At 58.2% G+C, this 1,191-nt stretch carries 1 protein-coding gene and 1 pseudogene; both read left to right on the top strand.

The window, feature by feature from the left end; translation table 11 throughout:
- Positions 1 to 135 precede the first annotated feature (135 nt).
- Positions 136 to 504, top strand: a complete 369-nt coding sequence (locus tag HMPREF2757_RS12055) for a DUF4158 domain-containing protein (protein ID WP_004637787.1) — start codon at positions 136 to 138, stop codon at positions 502 to 504.
- Positions 498 to 1,055 (top strand): annotated as a pseudogene (locus tag HMPREF2757_RS11805) (Tn3 family transposase); the annotation flags it as partial. The gene HMPREF2757_RS12055 and the pseudogene HMPREF2757_RS11805, both read left to right, overlap by 7 nt.
- Between the last annotated feature and the right edge of the window lie 136 nt (positions 1,056 to 1,191).

The raw sequence follows: 1,191 nt of genomic DNA, 5'->3' as shown, positions 1-1,191 counted from the left end.
AAGGGGTCCCCTCGTTTTCAGTGCAATAACTGGCGGTACGCAAACCCAGCACTGGCGCGGGGGTGGTGTTGGTAGATCGTTGATTCTGTTGGCTTTCCTGTTCACTTCTCAAACGGGTATCGTGGCCTCCCACTAATGGGGTTCACGATGCAGGACTGGCAAACGACGTTTTTGGGGATGCGTGAGCTGCCCCGCGATATCAGTGACTTCGAGATGAAGGCGTTTTTCACCTTCGATGGTGCAGAGCGCGAGGCAATCAATGCGCGCCGGGGTGACGCCCACAAGCTCGGTCTGGCGCTGCATATCGGGTTTTTGCGCATGAGTGGCCGCCTGCTGTATGCCTTTCGGGTGGTTCCCGTCGCCCTGTGGCGCCACTTGAGCGAGGAACTTGGCATTGCCACCCCTGATGTGGCTTCGCTGCGCACGCTGTACGGGCGGGAGAAGACACTGTTCGATCACCAGCAAGTAGCGTGCACGGCCCTTGGTTTTCGGTGGATGCCCTGATCGAAAAGCATTGGGACAGCCCGGTGCACCTGGCAGCCTCGGTCATGAGCGGACATGCCAGTGCGGTGGCAGCTCTTGCGCGGTTCGGTTCTGCCGCCCAGGGCGATCCAATCTATGAGGCTGGCGTGCAATTGGGGCGGTTGCTGCGTACGGCGTTTTTGGCTGACTACTTTGTCAAGGACGCTTTCAGGAACGAGTTGCGCCGGGTGCTCAATCGGGGCGAGGCTGTTAACGCCCTCAAGCGCGCCATTTATACCGGCCGGATCAGCCCGGCGCAGGCCAAACGTGTCGATGAAATGCAGGCTGTGGCCGATGCGTTGAGCCTGATGGCCAACATCGTGATGGCGTGGAATACCTCACAGATGCAGGCGGTCCTGGATCGCTGGTCGAACCGCCGCCAGGTCATTCCACCGGAACTGATCGGAAAAATTGCTCCCACCAGGCTGGAAAGCATCAACCTGCGAGGCGTGTTCCGCTTTCCTGTTGACCGTTATGCCGACCAAATCCTGCCCTCGCGGCAGGGAGCACCGATAACTGGCACCAACGGATGAAACCGATCACGGTTTGACGCCACGAATCGCAGATTTGAAAGTGAACAGGAAAGTCAATGAAATCAACGATCTACCAACACCACCTCCGCGCCAGTGCTAGCTTTTCGTACCGTCACTTATTGCACTGAAAACGAGG

The organism is Brevibacterium sp. HMSC063G07 (genome assembly GCF_001810665.1).
Lineage (GTDB): Bacteria > Actinomycetota > Actinomycetes > Actinomycetales > Brevibacteriaceae > Brevibacterium.
The sequence above is the reverse complement of the archived record's forward strand: the minus strand, read 5'-3'. Positions and strand labels throughout refer to the sequence as shown.

What these genes read in the sequence shown, in the direction of transcription:
- HMPREF2757_RS12055 (WP_004637787.1), top strand. Translation starts at nt 136, where the DNA reads ATGGGGTTCACGATGCAGGACTGGCAAACGACGTTTTTGGGGATGCGT.